This is a genomic window from Lysobacter antibioticus (assembly GCF_000731095.1).
Taxonomy (GTDB): Bacteria; Pseudomonadota; Gammaproteobacteria; order Xanthomonadales; family Xanthomonadaceae; genus Lysobacter; species Lysobacter antibioticus_B.
The window spans coordinates 25,380-40,088 of record NZ_JMTZ01000006.1; the positions used below are offsets into that span (position 1 = coordinate 25,380).

At 68.0% G+C, this 14,709-nt stretch carries 9 protein-coding genes; 3 read left to right on the forward strand and 6 right to left on the reverse strand.

Going from position 1 to position 14,709, the window contains the following annotated elements; all coding sequences use genetic code 11:
* Positions 1 to 78: 78 nt before the first annotated feature.
* Positions 79 to 1,719 (forward strand): chaperonin GroEL, encoded by a 1,641-nt coding sequence (gene groL / locus EX88_RS0101765; RefSeq protein WP_031370300.1) that lies wholly within the window; start codon positions 79 to 81, stop codon positions 1,717 to 1,719.
* A 197-nt stretch (positions 1,720 to 1,916) separates the two neighbouring features.
* Here groL and EX88_RS0101770 read toward each other — a convergent pair whose 3' ends face one another.
* The 3 genes from EX88_RS0101770 to EX88_RS0101780 are packed head-to-tail and all read right to left on the reverse strand — an operon-like array spanning position 1,917 to position 4,487.
* Positions 1,917 to 3,368, reverse strand: coding sequence for a hypothetical protein (locus tag EX88_RS0101770; protein WP_031370301.1), 1,452 nt, complete (start codon positions 3,366 to 3,368; stop codon positions 1,917 to 1,919).
* A 46-nt stretch (positions 3,369 to 3,414) separates the two neighbouring features.
* Positions 3,415 to 4,161, reverse strand: coding sequence for a hypothetical protein (locus EX88_RS0101775; RefSeq protein ID WP_031370302.1), 747 nt, complete (start codon positions 4,159 to 4,161; stop codon positions 3,415 to 3,417).
* Between the two features lie 11 nt (positions 4,162 to 4,172).
* The gene (locus tag EX88_RS0101780; protein ID WP_031370303.1) at positions 4,173 to 4,487 is read right to left on the reverse strand and encodes a hypothetical protein; all 315 of its coding nucleotides are present in this window, start codon (positions 4,485 to 4,487) and stop codon (positions 4,173 to 4,175) included.
* A 193-nt stretch (positions 4,488 to 4,680) separates the two neighbouring features.
* Here EX88_RS0101780 and EX88_RS0101785 point away from each other — a divergent pair, with 193 nt between their 5' ends.
* Positions 4,681 to 6,663, forward strand: a complete 1,983-nt coding sequence (locus EX88_RS0101785; protein WP_031370304.1) for an esterase/lipase family protein — start codon at positions 4,681 to 4,683, stop codon at positions 6,661 to 6,663.
* 234 nt (positions 6,664 to 6,897) lie between these two features.
* On the opposite strand, the gene EX88_RS0101790 is transcribed toward EX88_RS0101785, so the two are convergent.
* From EX88_RS0101790 to EX88_RS24240, 3 genes are all read right to left on the reverse strand, one after another.
* Positions 6,898 to 8,886 (reverse strand): multicopper oxidase family protein, encoded by a 1,989-nt coding sequence (locus EX88_RS0101790; RefSeq protein ID WP_051884312.1) that lies wholly within the window; start codon positions 8,884 to 8,886, stop codon positions 6,898 to 6,900.
* 118 nt (positions 8,887 to 9,004) lie between these two features.
* Complete coding sequence (locus EX88_RS0101795) at positions 9,005 to 10,465, reverse strand: XVIPCD domain-containing protein (RefSeq protein ID WP_051884313.1); 1,461 nt, start codon at positions 10,463 to 10,465, stop codon at positions 9,005 to 9,007.
* Between the two features lie 15 nt (positions 10,466 to 10,480).
* Positions 10,481 to 10,978, reverse strand: coding sequence for a hypothetical protein (locus EX88_RS24240; protein WP_051884314.1), 498 nt, complete (start codon positions 10,976 to 10,978; stop codon positions 10,481 to 10,483).
* An 871-nt stretch (positions 10,979 to 11,849) separates the two neighbouring features.
* On the opposite strand from EX88_RS24240, the gene glnE reads away from it, so the two are divergent.
* Positions 11,850 to 14,699, forward strand: coding sequence for a bifunctional [glutamate--ammonia ligase]-adenylyl-L-tyrosine phosphorylase/[glutamate--ammonia-ligase] adenylyltransferase (gene glnE / locus EX88_RS0101805; protein ID WP_036147824.1), 2,850 nt, complete (start codon positions 11,850 to 11,852; stop codon positions 14,697 to 14,699).
* Positions 14,700 to 14,709: the final 10 nt, after the last annotated feature.

Sequence of the window (14,709 nt, forward strand, 5' to 3'; positions counted from 1 at the left end):
TCCCGGGTTTCCGTTCCGACTCCGTAATGCGCTCTCTCGATTCCCTATTCCCTATTCCCCATTCCCGGAGTTCCAACCATGTCCGCTAAAGAAATTCGTTTCGGTGAGGACGCGCGCGCCAAGATGGTGCGCGGCGTCAACGTGCTCGCCAATGCCGTGAAGGCCACCCTCGGTCCGAAGGGCCGCAACGTCGTGCTCGAGAAGAGCTTCGGCGCGCCGACGATCACCAAGGACGGCGTGTCCGTCGCCAAGGAAATCGAGCTGGCCGACAAGTTCGAGAACATGGGCGCGCAGATGGTCAAGGAAGTCGCTTCCAAGACCTCCGACAATGCCGGCGACGGCACCACCACCGCGACCGTGCTGGCCCAGGCGCTGATCCGCGAAGGCATGAAGGCCGTTGCGGCCGGCATGAACCCGATGGACCTCAAGCGCGGCATCGACAAGGCCGTGATCGAGGCCGTGGCCGAGCTCAAGAAGCTCTCCAAGCCGTCCTCGACCAGCAAGGAAATCGCCCAGGTCGGCGCGATCTCCGCCAACTCCGACGCCGACATCGGCGACCTGATCGCCCAGGCGATGGACAAGGTCGGCAAGGAAGGCGTGATCACCGTCGAAGACGGCTCGGGCCTTGAGAACGAACTCGACGTCGTCGAGGGCATGCAGTTCGACCGCGGCTACCTGTCGCCGTACTTCATCAACAACCAGCAGTCGATGTCGGCCGAGCTCGACGACCCGTTCGTGCTGCTGTACGACAAGAAGATCTCCAACGTCCGCGACCTGCTGCCGGTGCTGGAAGGCGTGGCCAAGGCCGGTAAGCCGCTGCTGATCGTCGCCGAGGAAGTCGAAGGCGAAGCGTTGGCGACCCTGGTGGTCAACACCATCCGCGGCATCGTCAAGGTCTGCGCCGTCAAGGCCCCGGGCTTCGGCGACCGTCGCAAGGCGATGCTGGAAGACATGGCCGTGCTGACCGGCGGCACCGTGATCTCCGAGGAAGTCGGCCTGCAGCTCGAAAAGGCCACGATCAAGGATCTCGGCCGCGCGAAGAAGGTGCAGGTCTCCAAGGAGAACACCACCATCATCGACGGCGCCGGCGACGGCGATTCGATCCAGGCCCGCATCAAGCAGATCAAGGCGCAGATCGAAGAGACCTCTTCGGACTACGACCGCGAGAAGCTGCAGGAGCGCGTGGCCAAGCTGGCCGGCGGCGTGGCGGTGATCAAGGTCGGCGCATCGACCGAGATCGAGATGAAGGAAAAGAAGGCTCGCGTCGAAGACGCGCTGCACGCTACCCGCGCTGCCGTGGAAGAAGGCATCGTCCCGGGCGGCGGCGTCGCGCTGCTGCGCGCCAAGGCCGCGATCTCGGGCCTCAAGGGCGCCAACGAAGACCAGAACCACGGCATCCAGATCGCCCTGCGCGCGATGGAAGCCCCGCTGCGCGAAATCGTCACCAACGCCGGCGAAGAGCCGTCGGTCATCCTGAACAAGGTCCAGGAAGGCAAGGGCGCGTTCGGTTACAACGCCGCCAACGGCGAATACGGCGACATGCTCGAGTTCGGCATCCTGGACCCGACCAAGGTCACCCGCACCGCGCTGCAGAACGCGGCTTCGATCGCCGGTCTGATGATCACGACCGAAGCGATGGTCGCCGAGCTGCCGAAGAAGGACGAGCCGGCGATGCCGGGCGGCGGCGGCATGGGCGGCATGGGCGGCATGGACTTCTGATCGACCGATCGCCATGAAGCAACATAAGGAACCCCGCCGAAAGGCGGGGTTCTTTTTTTGCGGCATGCCGTGCGGCGCCGATCGCGCCGCGCACCACGATCGCGGTATCGATTTCCGATCCAGCCGTTCGCCGTCGCACGCATCGAAAAACCCCGTCGGAAGGCGGGGTTTCTGTCGATTCGGCGCGCGACCGCGGGCTAGAGAATCGTGCCGAGGAAATCGCGATTGAGCGGCATCACGTAAGCGGCCATGTCCAGCACGGTATAGCGCGCGCTGGCGCCGGAACCGGCGAATTGATCGATCAGGCTGACACAGCGGTCGCGTTGCCGGGCAGGCAGAAAGCGCAGGATCGGCACCAGCCGGCGATGGCCGATGGTTTTCCATAGCTCCACCGCGTCCAATCCGGCCATCCATTGCAGGGCCAACTCGTCCGACAGGCCCAGCGCCGGATGCCCGCCGACGGTGCGGATGCTCTGCTCGCGCAACTGGCGGATGTGGCGATGATTGGAGCGCTGCTGGTCGGCGCTGGCGAAGCCGATGTCGCTGCTGGCCGGGCCGAAGCGGGTCGGCGCGTCCTTCGCGGCGGCGCCGAAACCGAAGCCCGACAGCAACTGCTCTTGCTCCTGCAGGTCTTCGCTGATCGCGCTGAGCGTGCGCATGCGCGTGCCGCCGAGCAAGGCCTCGCACGGGAAGAAATAACCGAACGCGGCGAACACGCGCTCGTGCAGCGCTTCGTATTGTCCGGCCCGGCCGGGCGTCGCCAGCGCGCGGTCGACGGCTTCGACCAACTCGGGCGCGACGTCCAGATCGGTGTCCGGGTCCAGCATCAGCACGACTCTCGGCGCGATCATCTCGTCGGTCAGATGGATCGTGGTGACTTCGTTGCGTTGCAAACGCTCGAGATCGCGGCGGAAATCCGCGGCCAGGCCGAAGCCGTTGACGCCGCCACCGGCGTTGGCGTTGTGGATGCTGCGCGTGTGCAGTTCGTGCAGCACCCGGCTGGCGGTGGCGCTGATGGTCCAGCGCGAGGTGAAGGACACTCCGCCCGAACGCGGCGGCCGCTGCGGATGCCGGTAGACCACCGGCGAACGCGGCGAGCGGGCACCGAACAAGGCGTCGCCCGGATCGGGGCCGAAACGCAGGCCGCGGTCGAGCCGGCGGGCGGCGAACAGCGCCTGCACCGTCGCCAGCGGCAGCGCGGTGAACTCGTCCGGCGTGCGCACGCTGAACCCGGCCAACCGGCCCTGCAGGTTCGCGAGCAAGTCCGGCGCTTCGTCTTCGTTGCGCAGTCCCCAGTTCGCTTCGGCGGGCTGCGCCGTGGGCGCGGTGGGGCGCAGCGCCGGACGCGGCGGCGCGGGCGCCGGTGCCGGTTCGGGCTCCGGCTCGGGTTCGGGCTCCGGTTCCGGTTCCGGCGCGCGCGGCGCCGGACGTACGCTGAGCACGGCGTCCTCGCCGATCACTTCCTTGAGTTTGGTCTCGGCCTCGATCGACGGATCCAGGCGGGCATTGCCGAAACCGAAGCGGTCCCCCGGCGCCATCGCGTCGAGGCCCGCGAGTTGTTCGCGAACCTGCCGCAACGAGGTGTCCGGCATCAGGCGCAGGACGAGGTCGCGATCGGGTTCGCCGGTGAATGCGATGGTGACGAGCATGCGGAGCCCTCGGTTGGGCGCTACGGCGGGCGCGGCGCGCGGCCGCTCAATCCGGATCGACGACGAAAAAATGCACCCGCAGCCGGCCGAAGAAGTCCCGATCCGGGTCGCCTTCGTCTTGCACCTGGATGCGTTCGAAGGTTTGCTCGGCGCTGCCGTCGGCCCAGACGACCCCGGCGTTGACCTGCAGCGCCGCGCCGCCGCCCGCCTCCAGCGCGGTGCCGCGCCGGGTGTCCAGCCGCCCGGCGGGCGGCGTCGGCGGGAAGCGCCGATTGTTCCGGGTATAGACCTGCGCGGTGATCGGGTCGAGAAACTGGTGCACGTCCCAGGTGATGATGTCGCAGGTCCATAGCTGTTGCAGTGCGGCCAGGCGGTGCGAGTGGCCGAGCCGCGCGCGCATCAGATCGACGGTGATCAGATTCGCTTCGTGCTGGAACCGGCGCACGGTGACGCTACGAAAGCCCAACGCGTCGTCGCGCTGGACCGCGTAGAGGCGATCCACCACCGGCTCGGCACCGGTGGCGATGCGGAAACCGAAGCCCAGCGGCCCAGGCGATCGCGCGCGGATCTGGATCGACAGCGCCGCGCCGCGGCTCACCGCGACCAGATTCGGAAACACGCGATCGGGTGCGAGCTGCGGCAGGCGCGCGTCGGTGAACATATGCGCCTGCGCGCCACGATTGCGATGGCGGGCATCGGCATCCTCGTCGTTGAGGCCGAAGCGGACCAGCAGATCTTCGCTGTCGCGCAGCCAATCGGTGGATTGGCCTTCCAGCGCGTGGGACGCGGTCATGGTCGGATGCCTCAGATGCGATTGATCGAAAAGCTCAAGGTAGTGCCGCGCACGCTGAAGGTAGCGGTATGGCCGTTCGGCGCGTAGGCCACCGACGGGCCGTCGCGGCGCGTCCCTCCGATCGCACGCGCGCGCACGCGCACGCGTTCTCCCACGCGCAGCGCATCGCCGTGGAAGCGCATCGCGGACAGGTCGACGCTGCGGGTCAGCCCGGCCGCGAATGCGCCGCCGGCCGGGGCCTGGCTGATGGCCCGGTCGCCGTCCAGGCGCTGGATGATGAAACGCAGCACGAACGCGGCGTTGTTGGCGCAGGCGATGTGCTGCACGTGAATTTCGGGCTGGCCTGACTCTGCGGGATTTCCGGATGGGTGCATGACGGGCGCCTCGTGCGCGCAAGACAGAAAGCGGAGGAGTCGATACGGGGAACGCCCTGGCGGGCCGGGCGTGAAGGCGAGCCGGTGTTTACGCCGGAGCGGGCGCGCTCGACAATGCGAACGGTTTTTGCCCGGTGGATAGGACATGCGTGGTTGGGTCGGCTTGTTGGCGGGACTGGTGCTGCTCGGCGGCAGCGGCTGCGCCGTGGTCAAGGTCAAGGAACGCGCGTTCGGCGAGGTCGCGGTCGAACGCAACGTCGACGCGCTCAGCGGCGGGCGCCTGAGCACCGCGGCGGCGACCGCGCTGGGTTCGGCCGGCCTCGACCCCGAGCAATGCGCGCGCGAGCCCGAGCCCTGCATCGCGCAGCTGCGGCCGCTGGCGGCGGTCGAAGACTGGCTGGCGACCGCGGCGGAGTTGCAACTGCTGCGCATGAACGCCGCGCCGGCCACCGTGACCAAGGCCGCCGAGAGCGCCGGGATCGCGAAGCGGGCCGAACCGTCGGAGAGCCCGGTCGTGGCGCCGGACGTCGACAGCGACCTGCGCACGCGCGCGGCGATCGAGACCGCGCGCTATGCCTACGCCTATTTGTTTCTGAGCCCGCGCACGCCCGAGCAGCGCGTGTTCGAGGCGCGTCAGGAGCGCGTGCTGCGTTTCTACAACCGCGCCATCGACGTCGTCGCCCAAGCCGCGTTCGAGGCCAGCCGCGGCCAGATCGGCACTACGCCCCTACAGGTCGGCGGGCTGGAACTGAGCATCGCCCTGCACGGTTATGAAGCCACCGAGCTGACCCAGCAGCCCGAAGCCTTGCTCGCGTCCGACACCCTGGGTTTCGACAACCTGCGCGCGGTGTATCGCCGCGACGGTTTCGGCACCGCCCTGGTGGCGGTGTTCCCGCGCCGTTCGCGCAGCGACCCGGATGCCGCCGACACGCCCTACCGCGACACCCGCTACCTGCCGGTCACCGCGACCCTGCGTTTCGACGGCGACGGCGACGGCGACGGCGGGCTCGATGCCGTGCTCGCCAGCCGCACCGCGCGCATGGACGTCTACAACCCTTATCGCATCGACAGCGAGACCATCGCCGGGCGCAAGGTGCCGCTGGCGGCGAACTACTCGGCCGCCTACGGCATCTGGCTGGCGCGTTCGGAACTGGCGCGGTTGAGCCTGTCGAGCCTGCTGCGGCCGAAGCAGGCGCGCGCGTTCAAGCCGCGCATCTATCTCAACCAGCCCTACGACCCCGACAAGCGCGTGATCGTGCTGGTGCACGGCCTGGCCAGCAGCCCTGAGGCCTGGGTCAATCTCGCCAACGAACTGCTCGGCGACGAAACCCTGCGCAAGCATTACCAACTGTGGCAGGTGTTCTATCCGACCAACCTCAGCATCCTGTCCAATCGCGCCGCGATCGACTCGGCCCTGACCCAGACCTTCGCCCATTACGACCCCGAAGGCGACGATGTCGCCGGCCGCGATGCGGTGCTGGTCGGGCACAGCATGGGCGGGGTGATCTCGCGATTGCTCGTGAGCGACAGCGGCGACCGCGTCCTCGATGCGACCCTTCAGCCCTTCGACCCGGCCGCTGCGCAGCGCCTGCGCAACGAGCCGATGGTGCGCGAACTGACCGTGTTCAAGGCGATGCCGCAGTTCGAACGCGCGGTGTTCCTGGCCTCGCCGCATCGCGGCGCGGTGGTCACCGACGGCTGGCCGCTGCGGATGGTGCGCAAGCTGATCCGCTTGCCGTTCGACGTATTGCGCGAAACCGCCGAACTGGCCCAACGCAACGAAGTCGGCCAGGACGAATTGCAGAAGATCGGTTTCCGCAAGGGGCGCCCGCCGACCGGCCCCGACGACCTCAGTCCGAACTCGTTGTTCATGCGCAGCACCGAAAACCTGCCGATCGAAGCGGGGCTGCCGTACCACACCATCGTCGGCCAGCGCGATCCCAAGCTGCCGCTGCTGCAGTCCAGCGACGGGGCGGTGCCTTACCGCAGTGCGCATCTCGATGGTGCGCTCTCGGAGAAGGTGATCCCCTCCGGTCACAGCGTGCAAGAGACCCCGCAGGCGATCCTGGAGCTGCGCCGCATCCTGCGCATCGACATGGCCGAGTATGCGAAGCGGGTGAAGCGCTGAGGCGCGGATCGCCTGGATCTGCGCTAGCGAGTAACGCCCCTTGTAGGAGCGGCGTAAGCCGCGACCGCGCTATCGCGGTAACGATGCCGGTCCGGTTTCGCGGGCGGGGCGCCGGGCTTCGGGATGAGGCGTGGGATCTATCGCTTCGGTCGGTCGCGGCTTACGCCGCTCCTACAGCAGACATGCGTGGATCGCGGCACGAGCGATCCGCTCGTGCCGCGATCTCGTCGTGCCTCAATGGTGGCCGTTGCCGATGCCGTTGCCCTTGCCGTCGGGCACCAGCATGCGCACGTTCTGCATCATGCCCATGTCCTCGTGGTCGAGGATGTGGCAGTGCAGGACGTACTCGCCGATGTAGCGTTCGTAGCGGGTACGCACGAACAACTGGTAGCCGCCCTTGACGAACAAGGTGTCTTTCCAGGTGCCTTTGGTATTGGCGTACTGCGAGTCGCCCGGATCGCCGGTGACGCTGACGTCCTTGCCTTCCTTATTCAGAATGCGGTCCACCTGGAAGGGATTGACGTGGATGTGGAAGGGGTGACTGCCGACGGTGGAGGTCAGGCGCCATTCCTCGACATTGCCGAGCACCAGGTCGCGCCCACTCTTCGGGTCGTAGGTTTTGCCGTCGACCATGTAGTCCTCGCCTTTGATCGAGAACTCCAGTTCCTGCTTGCCGGTGAGGTCGCCGGTGGCGATGTCCTTGTGCGGCACGAACGCCGTCAGCCGCAGACGGTCGTTGAGGTCGGCGACGACCTTGGCGCGGACGCCGTCCGGCATCAGGTACTTCGCCGAGGTGATCAGGTTCTCGGTCAGGTAGGCGCGAATGTCGGCGACCGGCGGCACCGCGGTCGCGGCGACGTTGGCCAGGCCGAGCAATTGCCGGTTTTCGGCGGCGTTGGTGATGCTGGCGCTGGCCGGTGCGGCGCCGTCGATCACGCAGTACTGGCCGGCCTGCGGGAACACGACCAGGGCGTCGCTGCGATAGCCCGGTTGCAGGACGATTTCGCTTTTCTCGATCGCCTGGCCATGGGTCAGGCCGTCGGCGGCGACCTCGAACTGCGGTAGCAGCGGACCGGTGCAGTTCTGGGTCACCCAGCCGTCGAGCGCCGGTCCGGACAAGCCCTCGATGCTGGCGGCGCCCGCGCGCACCGCGCGCAGTTGCAGGTTGATGCTGTTGCGTACGCCGGCGTGCACCAGGCGCCAGCGTTCGATGCGGCCGGCTTTGAGTTCGTAGAAATTGGGCAGCACTTCGCCGTTGATGCTGGTGTAGCGGCCGGAGAGTTCCCACAGGCTCTTGCCACCCGGGAACCCGAACTGGTCGTAGGCTTCGATGCCGCCGACATCGCCCGGATCGCAGCGCCAGAAGCCGTTCTCGTCGGTCTTGATCTTGCCGAGCGTCTTGCCGGGCTCGGGCCGATCGCGACAGGCGTAGGCGACCTGCTGGAACAGCAACAGACGTTCCTGGTAGGGCGTGCCGCCTTGATCGCGCAGCAGCGTGTCGAGGTCGCCGTTGCGATCGTTCGAGGGCAGGCGGTTGCCGCGTACGATCAGCGCGCCGGCCATGCCGCTGGACACCTGCAGCGCGGTCGAGCCGTGCAGGTGCGGGTGATACCAGAAGGTGCCGGCCGGGTGATCGGCGGGCAGGTTGTACTCGTATTCGAACTTCACTCCGGGACGCAGGGTCAGCAGCACGTTGTCGCTGTTGCCGGTCGGGCTGACCCACAGGCCGTGCGAGTGCAGGTTGGTCGAGTTGAAGCAATGCGGCACGTTGATGCCGATCGGCGCGCAATCTTCTTTCGGCAGGCTGTTGTCGAGGCGCACGCGCACGGTTTCGCCCGGCGCGGTGACGATGGTCGGCGCCACGAACGGCACCTTGGGATTGGTGCCGGGGCTTTGATAGGAACGCAGCTTGACGGTGTCGAAGCGCGTATGCCCCGGGTCCCAGATCTTCGACTCGGTATACACGATGCGCAGGTCGAGCACGGCCTCATGCGTGTCCAGCGGTTGCGGGCCGCTCTTGGTCAGAAGCAGAGACGGCGTCTTGGCGTCGCCCGAGCGCAGCATGCGCGCCAAGACCGGTTCGTCGAAATTGCGCGGCGCGTTGTCCTGCGCGGCGAGGGTCAGGGGGGCAGCGGCGAGCAGGCAAGCGAGAGCGAGAGGTTGCGCTCGCGGTGTCGGCCAGCGTTGCGCATTCACAGCCGAGGTCTGGGAATTGCGGTCCATGCTTGGGTTCCTGGTGGCACTACGGTGAAGTGCCGGATCGGCACTGGAAGGTGTCTCGGTGGACCGCCGGCGCCTTGCGCGCCGGCGTTCTGAATCGCCGCGGTGCTGTTGCTGCTGTTTACAGTGCGGGGGTCGCTCGCGATGCGGTCTGTTGCTGCCCTTGCGCGGCCTGCTGGGCCGGCGCCTGGGCCTGGTTCAGGGCTTCGAGTTGGCGGAAGGATTCTTCCGCCGGCGCGGTGCGATCGGTCGCCACGCTGACGCGCGTATGGGTGGGGCTGGTGAGGTCGCCCTGGACCAGGAACGCGGTTTTGCCGACTTCCTGGGTGGCCGGATCGACGCTCAGCACGACATGGTCCGGAGTGAGCCGGTTGCGCTTGCTCTCCAGAGTCAGGCCGGCGGCGATGCGGTCGGCGTCGCGCTCGGACACGCTGCCGCCGTGCTTGTGGAACTCGCCGTTGACCTTGTCGAGGATGCCGCGGAACAAGGCGTGGTCGGGATGCTCGGCATGGCGCGGGTCGCCTTTGCCGTGCGCATGCGGGTCGCCGCGCAGCTCGTTGAGCAGGTCCAGCGGCGAGGTGTTGATGTTGACGTGGGTATGGGTCGACTTGGTGTGGTCGAAGTGCCCGGCCCTGGGCGGCGTGCTGCTGGTGTCGAAGTAAGGCTGGCGGTTGGCGGAATTGGCGCCGAGGTCGATGCCGTTCTGCTCCATGATGTTTTCGTTGAGCTTGAGCTGGGTCAGGTTGACGTGCAGCTCGGGCTTGCCGCCGGCCGCGGTCTTGCCGTGGGCGTGTTCGAGCTGGCTGACGTAGCTGATGTAGCCGGCGCCGTAGTAGTTGGTGTAGTCCGAATTGCCGTTGTGGCCCAGGCGCGCCTGCGCCGGCGGCATGTCGAAGTAGTACTTGCCCATCGCCTTGACGTTGTCGGCGCTCATCGCCATCGACAGGTTCGCATCGACGGTCAGGTCGGCCTTGAGCGCATAGGTGAAGTTGGGCGCGGTGCCGCCGCGGGTCATGAAGTCGCCGGCGCGGCCGGGCGAGGCGTTGTAGACGTCGGCCAGGGTCGCGGTCGGCTTGGCTTCGCGCACGCTGCCGACCAAGGCGTTCCAGCCGGCGATGTGCGCCTTGGCTTCGTTGTCGCGGTCGGCCTGGATGACCTTGCCGATGGTCGCGGTGTAGTCGTGCTTGTCGCCGACGGTCTTGGCCAGCGCGGTGGCTTCGGTGGCGAAGGTCTTGAGCGCGGTGTCGCGATCGGTGCGGTAGAAGCCGTGCTGCACTTCGTGGCCGAGCACGAAGGTCATGTTGCCGGCGTTGTAGCTGCCCGCCGGCGGCTTGGTCAGGCCGTTGATCGGCAACAGCATGGCCTGCTCTTTGCCGTTGTAGGCGCCGCCGGCATGTGCGTCGGTCAGCGGCTTGAACGATTTCAGGTGGCCCTTGGCGATGGCGTCGTCGACCTGCGCCGCCAGGGTGGGCGAATTGGCGATGGTGGTCTTGAGGTTCGCGGTGACCTCGGCGGTGACGCCGGGTTGCTTGGCGAATTCGTCGAGCAGCTTCTGCAGCTCGGTGCTGGTCGGAGTCGGCATGACGGCTTCCCTGCCTTATTCGATGGTGATGGTCTTGACGCAGCGATGGCCGATCTTCTCCGGCGAGTCGTTGGACTCGCCCTCGATGAAGACCTGCAGCGTCAGCGTCGGGCGCTGGAAATTCCAGTGGTCGACGCGGCCGTGTTCGCCGTACGAGGCGCTGTCCTGGAATCCCATGCCCTTGAGCTCCTTGGCATAGGCGTCGAAGTCGAGGCCGCAGATCGGGGTCATCGGCGCACGCTCGTTGCCGGTGCGGGCGAAGTCGAAGATCAGCTTGTTCTTCTGCGAACCGGCCGGGCGGGTGACGTAGAGGTTGTACGACCAGTCCGGATGGATCTGGGCGCCGGCGCCGAACGAGCCGTCGCCGCTGTCGGCCTTCCGCATGGCCAGACCGGTGTGTTTCTCCAGGTGCTCGGCGGTCAGGTCGGCATTGGACGCCAGGCTGCCGATCAGCTTGAGCATGCGGCGGCTGACCTCGTCGCCGCTGAGTGGGGTGGTGCCGGTGGCGGTCATGGGGTCCTCCTTGGGTGCGTTGGTACTTGAACGGGGCGATGAGGCATGGCTGCAGGCCGACAGGGCCAGGCACATGGCCCAGGCCGTCAGCAAGCTGCGGGGGAATGCTGGATTGCGGGGCATGGCGCCTCCTCCGTGGACGCGGGTGGCTTCCATATAGATACGGGGAGCACGCCAAATCAACGGCAGGAGCGTGGCCGACAGGACAAAGCGGTTCATGAGCGCGCGCAGCGTCACGCTATTCATGCCGCCGGGCTGCGACCGTTTGGCGCAAGCGAGTGCAGGGCTTCCCTATTCAGGTTTCTTCGGCCGCGAGAGCGTCACGCGCTTACGGTCACAGCGATGAATCCGATGTCATCGGTAACATCCGCGCCGCGACAGGCTTTGCCGATCCGTATCGGGAATCGTTCTCAGTGCTTCAAATGAACTGGGGAGTTCTGTTTTGCAGTGCAGCGTGCAAAGGGGATAACGCTTCCTTCACGATCGCCCCGCATCCCGACGTGGGGGAGGGAGCAAGCCCGCAACCGGTTCTACCGGAAGCGGGCTTTTTTATGCCCGAAGGTTTTGTGGCGGGTTCGGCGTCGTCGCGAACGCCTGCATCGGCCGATCGAGTTCGTGCGAACGGGGCCGACGAAAGCAAGGTGCGAGCGCGTTGACTGCCGCCACGCCCGGCGCCGCGCCGCACGGCCGAATGCAGGCATCGGAATCGCTGCTCGTTCGATGTGCCGGCCAGGAGCGCAGACAGCGCGGCATCGGTCGCCGCCGCTGCGCTCCGCTTGTCTCGCTCATCACTCCTCGCTTCTCACTCCTCGTTCCTCATCCACGCCGATTCCGATTCCGATGCCGCGCAACGGCATGCCATCATCGCCGCATGTCCGCGTCTTTCTCTTCGACTCTTCCCCACGACGGCCCAGCACTCGAACACGCGCTCGCCGAGCGTGCGCTGACGCGCTTGCGCGCCGCCTCGCCGGAGGCGCGCGCCGCGCTCGACGATGCCGGCCTGGCCGCGCGGGTGGCGCGCGTCGCCGCGGTCAGCGACTTCGCCATCGACACCTTGGTGCGGCAACCGGCCTTGTTGCTCGCGCTCGGCGCCGACGACGGCGCGAGCGAACCGCCGCCGCCTTCGCTCGAGGCCGAGTTCCGCGCCGACTGGGGCGCGCGCCTGCGCCGTTACCGCGCCGCCGGTTCGACGCGCCTGATCTGGCGCGACACGCTCGGCCTGGACCGGGTCGAGGACACCTTGGAGGGCAGCACTCGCTTGGCCGAGGTTTGCCTGCAGGTCGCATTGAGCGCACTCGAAGACGAATTCGAACGCCGCCACGGCGCGGTGCGCACCCGCGACGGCGAACGCGTGCGCCTGGTCGTGTTCGGCCTGGGCAAGCTCGGCGGCGGCGAGCTCAATTTCAGTTCCGACGTCGACCTGGTCTACGCCTACGAGCACGACGGCAGCACCGAGTTCGACGGCCGCGACGCCGCGCGCGCGCTCGACGCCGAGGCTTATTTCGCCAAGCTCGGCCAGCAACTGGCGCGCTTGCTCGACGAGATCACCGCCGACGGCTTCTGCCACCGCGTCGACTTGCGTCTGCGCCCCTACGGCAACGCCGGTCGCGTGGCCTGGTCGTTCGCGGCGATGGAACAGTATTTCCAGCGCGAAGGCCGCGACTGGGAGCGTTATGCCTGGCAGAAGGCGCGCCCGGTGGCCGGCGACCTCGAGGCCGGCGAACGCTTCCTGGATGCGTTGCGGCCGTTCGTGTATCGGCGTTATCTCGACTTCGGCGCGCTCGACGGTTTGCGCGCGATGAAGGCGGCGATCAGCGCCGAGGTCGCGCGCAAGGAACTGGCCGACGACATCAAGCGCGGCCCCGGCGGCATCCGTGAGATCGAATTCCTGGTCCAGGCCCTGCAACTGATCCGCGGCGGCCGCGAAGCCGAACTGCGCGGGCGCCGTCTGTTGCCTGCGCTGCGCGAATTGATCGCGCTGCGCCAGATCGCCGAAGAAACCGGCGAGTCGCTGGCCGAGGCTTATCGCTTCCTGCGCCGTCTGGAGAACCGCCTGCAGATGCTGCGCGACGCCCAGACCCATGCCTTGCCGGCGGCCGAAAGCGACCGCCTGCGCATCGCCGTCGGCCTGGGCTATCCGGATTGGTATGCGCTGGCGGGCGAACTCGAACGTTGGCGCGAACGCGTGACCGGCGAGTTCGAGGCCTTGCTCGCGCCGCGCCGCCGCCGCGCCGCGCCCGATGCCCTGACCGCGTACTGGCGCGCGCTGCCCGAGTCCGGCGATGCCGAGACCTTGGCCGAGGCCGGCTTCGAGGCCGCTGCCGATGCCGACGGCGCGCTGCGCGATTTCGCCCGCAGCCCCGGCGTGCGCGGTTTGTCGGATGCCGCGCGTACGCGCCTGGACCGAGTGTTGCCGGCGCTGCTGCAGGGCGCGGCGACCTCGTCGCAGCCGATGCTCGCGCTCAAGCGACTGCTCGCATTGCTGCACAACGTCCTGCGCCGCAGCGCCTACCTGGCCTTGCTCGATGAGCAGCCGGCGGCGTTGTCGCGCCTGGTCGAGGCGGTGTCGCGCAGCGCCTTGCTGGCCGAGCGCCTGGCCTCGCATCCGCTGCTGCTCGACGAGTTGCTCGACGCGCGCGTGGTCGGCCCCTTGCCGGGCCGGGAAGAACTGCAGGCGGCCAGCGCCGAGGTCGACGGCGGCGACGATGCCGAGGCGACGCTGCAGGCGCTCAACGAGGTGCGGCAGTCGCTGAGCTTCCGCATCGCCATGGCCCTGCGCGACGGCCGCCAGAGCGCCGAGCAGAGCGCGCGCCAGCTCGCCTGGCTCGCCGACGGCGTGGTTATGCGCATCCTGGCCTTGGCCGAGCAGGAAGTGGCGAGTGCGCATGGCCGCGTGCCGGGCGCGCGTTTCGCCGTGCTCGGTTACGGCAGCCTCGGCGGCGAGGAACTCGGCTTCGGTTCCGATCTCGATCTGGTGTTTCTCTACGACGCGCCGGCGATCGAAGGCGGGGCGCAGTCCGACGGCGCGCGTCCGCTCGACGCCGGGCGCTGGTTCGCGCGCCTGGCGCAGAAGATCGTCGCCCTGCTCGGCGCGGTCACCGCGGCCGGGCGTTTGTTCGACGTCGACGTGCGCCTGCGCCCGGACGGCGCCAAGGGCCTGCTGGTGTCGTCCTTGGCCAGCTTCAGCGACTACCAGTACGAGCGCGCCTGGACCTGGGAGCACCAGGCCCTGGTGCGTGCGCGCTTCGTCGCCGGCGATACCGGCCTGCACGAGCGCTTCGAGGCGGTGCGCGAACGCACCCTGGCGCGCGAGCGCGACCTGGCCAAGTTGCGCGACGACGTCGCCAAGATGCGCTTGAAGATGCGCGCCGAGCTCGACCGTAGCGACGCCGCCTATTTCGACCTCAAGCAGGGCGAGGGCGGCCTGGTCGACCTGGAGTTCTTGCTGCAATACCTGGTGTTGCGTGATTCGGTGCGCGAGCGCGCCTTGTTGTCGCCGCGCGACTCGGCCGGCCTGATCGAGGCGGCGCGTCGCTGCGGCGCCTTCGACGACACCCAGGCCGCCTCGCTGCGCGTGGCGCATACGACCTTGCTGGCGGCGGGCCTGGAATGCACGCTCGACCGGCGCCCGCGCCGGGTGGTCGAGACCGAGGCGATCGCTGCCTCGCGCGCGGCCATCTCCACGGCGATGCAGGCGCACGGCCTGCGCGAGGCGTCATGAGCGGGCCGCA